At 54.5% G+C, this 4,975-nt stretch carries 6 protein-coding genes; all 6 read right to left on the bottom strand.

Annotated elements, in window-relative coordinates:
* The coding region (locus tag ACPLUI_RS10845) for a M23 family metallopeptidase (protein WP_424660279.1) at positions 1–733 on the bottom strand (733 nt) is incomplete at its 3' end.
* Between the two features lie 64 nt (positions 734–797).
* A complete protein-coding gene (locus ACPLUI_RS10840; protein WP_424660278.1) occupies positions 798–1,478 on the bottom strand; it encodes a carboxypeptidase-like regulatory domain-containing protein in 681 nt (226 codons plus the stop codon).
* A gap of 196 nt (positions 1,479–1,674) precedes the next feature.
* A complete protein-coding gene (locus ACPLUI_RS10835; protein WP_424660277.1) occupies positions 1,675–2,535 on the bottom strand; it encodes a metal ABC transporter permease in 861 nt (286 codons plus the stop codon).
* 31 nt (positions 2,536–2,566) lie between these two features.
* Complete coding sequence (locus ACPLUI_RS10830; protein WP_424660276.1) at positions 2,567–3,301, bottom strand: metal ABC transporter ATP-binding protein; 735 nt, start codon at positions 3,299–3,301, stop codon at positions 2,567–2,569.
* 43 nt (positions 3,302–3,344) lie between these two features.
* A complete protein-coding gene (locus ACPLUI_RS10825; protein ID WP_424660275.1) occupies positions 3,345–4,190 on the bottom strand; it encodes a metal ABC transporter substrate-binding protein in 846 nt (281 codons plus the stop codon).
* A gap of 31 nt (positions 4,191–4,221) precedes the next feature.
* Complete coding sequence (locus ACPLUI_RS10820) at positions 4,222–4,830, bottom strand: class I SAM-dependent methyltransferase (RefSeq protein ID WP_424660274.1); 609 nt, start codon at positions 4,828–4,830, stop codon at positions 4,222–4,224.
* Positions 4,831–4,975: the final 145 nt, after the last annotated feature.

Below are 4,975 nucleotides of genomic sequence, written 5' to 3'. Positions count from 1 at the left end.
GCAACTTGACCAGGGGATCGATCAACCTTCCCTTTTCCCGTACTTCAAAATGCAAACCACCTCCGGGTACATCACCCTTACCCCCGACCTCAGCCAGTTTCTGCCCCGCGGCCACCTGCTGCCCGGAGGCCACGGCAATCCCGGTCAACCCGGCGTATAAAGTATAACTTCCGCCCCCATGATCCAGGAGCACAAACCGGCCCAGTGAAGCGTCCTCCCCCACCCTGGCCACGCGGCCATCCCGGGCCGCTTTCACGGGCGTGCCCGGCGGCGCGGCAATGTCAATACCGGGGTGGAAACGCTCCAGGTCATCCAGAGGGTCCCGCACCCACCCAAAACCACGTACCACCTTGCCCGAAACCGGAATCTGGAAACTTTCTCCCCCACCGCCAGGGCTCAGGGTTTGGCGGGCCCCGGGAGCTACATCGCTGGATAAAGGCTGCTCCACGTTGGCCATCTGCAGGGCCATTTGCACAACCTTTTGCACTATGGGCTGGTAGTTCCACTCTGTGGTCAGGAGGTAGCGCAGGCCTTCACGCACCTGCTCTCCTCCGGGGTAGGGAACCTCCCGGACGAGGAGCAGGATGGTGAAGATAACCACAGCCGCCATGGCCCGCCAGAACCAGCTGTTCCCGCGGCGGCCGCCCCCGGGAGGGGCATACCGGTATAACCAGTCCTCAGCATGTGGACGTTCGGAAATGGGGTATTTCCTTTTTGGTCTGCTCCAAAGCAAGATTCATCCCCCCTGCTGGAAAAATTATATGGGACAGGGAGGACAAATATGACAAGCCCGGGCCTTAATTTGCCGCAACATCTTTCCCTTCGATCAGGGGGTGCAGTACAAAATTAACCGTGTCCTGGAGCATCAGAACGGCTATTTCCTCCCGGGGCTCATAATTGGGTGCCTGTACCCGCACCCGGTAGGTGCCTGCATCAATGCCTTCGAAGGCGTAGGTGCCGTCTGCAGCGGTGGTGGTCTCGTAGAGCACCTCGTCCTGTTCCATGTCCAGCACCTGGACTTTTGCCCCACCTACGGGTTGACCCGTGGCAAAAGCCGTAACCCTACCATTCAAGCTGACCGGGGAAAGATATTCCACCTCAATGTCAAGCCGGCCGATGACACTGATACGTCCCGGACGCATGGTGGTTTTCTCTATCCCCACTTTATGGCGGATGGAAAGGATATCCCGCGGGTGAGCCACCGGCCTCAGCCGGATGAAGGTGGTGGTGTCGACCAGACTGCTGAAACAACGGGGGCACTGGCCGTTTTCACCAGGGAGGTCACCGGCGGGAGGAGCAACGGCAAAAAGCTTGATGGTGGCCTGCACCTGCAAGACGTTATTTTCCATCAAACGATGGTTTAATGACTCCACCCGGGGAAAGATCCTGACCCCGGTAGTAGTGGGGGTAACCGTAACCGAACCATACCAGTTGATGCGTTTCGTGGCTACCTGACGCACGGCGCTGCCCTTGGCCAACGGCAAAAACCTCCTGCAAGGTAAATTATCAGTTGTATTTTTCCCCCGCAGGATGCCAGCCTAAAACAGGATTATTGTACAAAAGGGCAAACCTGTGAAGCTGCTAAGGATTCGCCATCCTCTACGTCCACCTCCTGTTCCCCGGCCAAAACAATTACCGGGCAGCATCATGTCGCTGCCCGGCCAGACTTGAGGATTATTTGGAAAGAGTATTCCCAGGTGCCGGGGACACCTGCTTCTCCCACTTTTTGACTTTGCGTTTGGGAGAAAAAGCAGCCGCAATGACGAAAATAACGGCCGAAACAACGACAATGGTGGCCCCACTGGGCAGGTTGAACAAACTGGAAAGAAAAAGCCCCACCCAGCTTGAAATAACGCCAAAAACGGCAGATAAAACAAACATCAGCCGCAGGTTATATGTCAGCTGGTAAGCCGCAGCCGCGGGATTCAGGATCAGGTTAAAAATAAGCAGACCGCCGATACTGCGCAAAGAAACGGTAATGACCGAACCGGTTAAAAAGAGCAGACCGTAAAAAATCAGGTTGGCCGGAATGCCTACGGCCAGGGCAACCTCCCGGTGAAAAATCACAGCCTGAATTTCTTTAAAAAAGAGCGCTATCAGGCTCACTACAACCGCCGCTACCATAGCCAATAAAAGCAGGTCACGGTCGTTCACCGTAAGGATGCTTCCCCACAAAAGCTCCAGGGCCTGGGTTTTCGGGCCGGGTAGAAGGCCCATAAACAGAAAAGCCATCCCCATGGTAACGGAAAAAACAATGCCGATGGGCGTATCGGGGTTGAATTCTCCCCGGTCGGCCAGCGGCCCGATGACCGCTGCCGCCACCAGACTGAATAGAAAAGCCCCGGTCAGGGGATTAAAACCCAGCCAGGCACCGAAGAGCGCACCGGCAAAAGCGGCGTGGGAGATGGCCACCCCGATAAAAGAAAGATTCATCGTAACAACGAAAACCCCGATCAGAGAACAGGCCACGCCCCCAAGCAAACCGGCCAGAATGGCATTTTGCATGAACTGGTAACCAAAAATAGACAGATCCAAAATATCAAAACCTCCAATGGGAAGGCTTTTTTCAACCGAACAGGAGGTCCAGGACCTCTTCCCGCAGCACTTCCGCGGGCGTGCCCTGGGCCCAGATGCGACCCTCCTTCATTAAAATGAGCCGGTCGCAAACTGCTGCCGCCGTTTTCATTTCGTGGGTCACCATCAGAGTAGTCAGGTGGCGGGAACGGTGGATTTCACTGACCAGAGTCATGATCTCCACCTGCGCCCGGCGGTCCAGGGCCGCGGTCGGCTCGTCCAGGAGAAGGATCTCCGGCTCCTGAGCCAGGGCACGGGCAATGGCCACCCGCTGCTGCTCACCTCCTGAAAGATGGCCGATGGGGCGAGAAGCAAGGTGGCTCATACCCACCAGCTGCAACATGCTGTCCACCACCCGCCTGTCGGCCGGTCCGGGCCGGCGCAGCAGGCCCAGGCGGCCGCAGCGCCCCATCATGACCACTTCCCGCACACTCACCGGCATCCGGGGATCAATGTTCTGAACCTGCGGCACGTAGCCAATCCGCCGGCGCAAAAAGGCCGGGCAGCCCTTTTGAATCGAGTAGCCCAGCACTTCCACCCGCCCCTGGAGGAGCTTACCCAACCCGTTCACCAGGGTGAGGAGAGTGGTTTTACCGGCTCCGTTCGGCCCGATGATACCGACCAGTTCGCCCTTCCTGACTGACAGCGAAACGCCCCGTAAAGCTACATCTTCACGGTAGGAAACGACGGCATCTTCTATCTTTATTAGAGCAGCCCCGTTGAACATCCCATTTTCCGGAATACTGTCCCACCGTCCGGCGACACTAATTTTATTTTACCTCCTTAAGCGCACCCAAAAGCAACTCCACATTTTTGTCCAGAGCAGCGCTCCAGGTATCCGTTTGCGGCAACCCTCCCGGGAAATTGGAGATGGTCACCTGGGCCGCCCCCAATTCTTTCGCCATGCCTTTGCCTGCATCCGGGCCGCTCTGCAGGTTATCCACCACCAGCTTTACTCCCGCCTGTTTCCCTTTGTTTATAAGCTCCTGCATTTTTTGCGGGCTAAGCTCCTCCGGCCGGCCATAAGTAGCCACCACGTCAAAGCCGGCCCATTTTAAAAACCCTTCCTGCATATTGGAACATATTACCTTCACACCACCTGCACGGGCGGCCTGAAGCCTGGACAGAACCTCTTTACCTTTTGACTCAATCTGTGAAATCAATCGTGTGGCATTTTGCTCATAAAAAGACTTGTTAGCAGGGTCCTTTTCCATCAAGATCCCGGCAATTTTTTTAACGGCTTCTTTTTGAACCGGAGGGGCCATCCAGTTACCGGGCACGGCAACTTCCGCCACCTGCAGGTCCTTATTATGGACCGATTCTACCAGTTCTTTGGTAAACATCTTCCCCTGCCAATCGTGGCGTAAAAATAGCTGCGCATCGGCCAGCTTTTGTACATCGCCCGGCTTCAGATCGAAATGCCCGGGGCAAGCAGCGGGAGGGACAATATTCACGACATCTACTTTATCACCGCCGACATTTTTGACAATATCAGCAATCAAAGACGTACCTGTGGCAACTTTTAGCTTTGAAGTATTTTGCGCAGCACAACCAGCGAGAGCAAGTAGAAGAACTGCCATGATAATTGCCGTAACACGCGCATAAAACCTTTTCAACGTTATACCCTCCTCCATTTTCAATCCCGGCTCAACTTGTCAATATGGGTTTACGTGCTTTCAAAACATATTTCTCCCTTGTATTGATAATCTCAATCTCCACCAATCCGCATTGCCTGCACAATTCACGCATTTCATCATCATCGGGAATTATATCGTTCGCGACCACCCCCCCTAACGACCGGTGTAAATCGTTGATTGCCTCCCTGCTCATGGTATGGCAGATAACCAGTCTCCCGCCAGGCTTTAAAATACGGGCCATTTCGACCAATGCACGGGGTTTATCGCTAACATGAGGGAAACAGGAGTTGCAGATGATTTCATCGAAAGTATCTTCTTGAAACGGCGTACAGCTTATATCCGCCAGTACAAATTCTACATGCTCCGGATTTTTCGCCCTGGCTCTGGCCAACATCTCTTCAGCGATGTCCAGCGCCACCACCTTGCCTTCCGGGCCGGCCGCTTCAACAAGAAAAGGTAAAAGAACTCCTGTACCGGTACCTGCGTCCAGAATAAAGCTCCCGGGTTTGATGGCAAGCTCACCGATGATTTCTTTCAAACGCTCCAATGTCTCACCAGTCAACAGATTATCCCAAATGGCCGCCTTTTGATTGAAATAATCCCGGTGTGCATCACCCATCAACATCTACCTCCCCTATTAACACCACGATAATTGGCTTTAAAAACAAAAGCCACGGGCACTCTCCTTACCCTTTCCGGGAAGGGAAGAGGGAGCCTCCGTGGCCTTGATATCATGGCTTTCCATTTGCAAAGGTCCAGCTTGT

The organism is Desulfofundulus sp., from assembly GCF_049701015.1.
Classification (GTDB): Bacteria; Bacillota; Desulfotomaculia; order Desulfotomaculales; family Desulfovirgulaceae; genus Desulfofundulus.
Note: the sequence above shows the minus strand (reverse complement) of the source record. Positions and strands in the feature narration are given on the sequence as shown.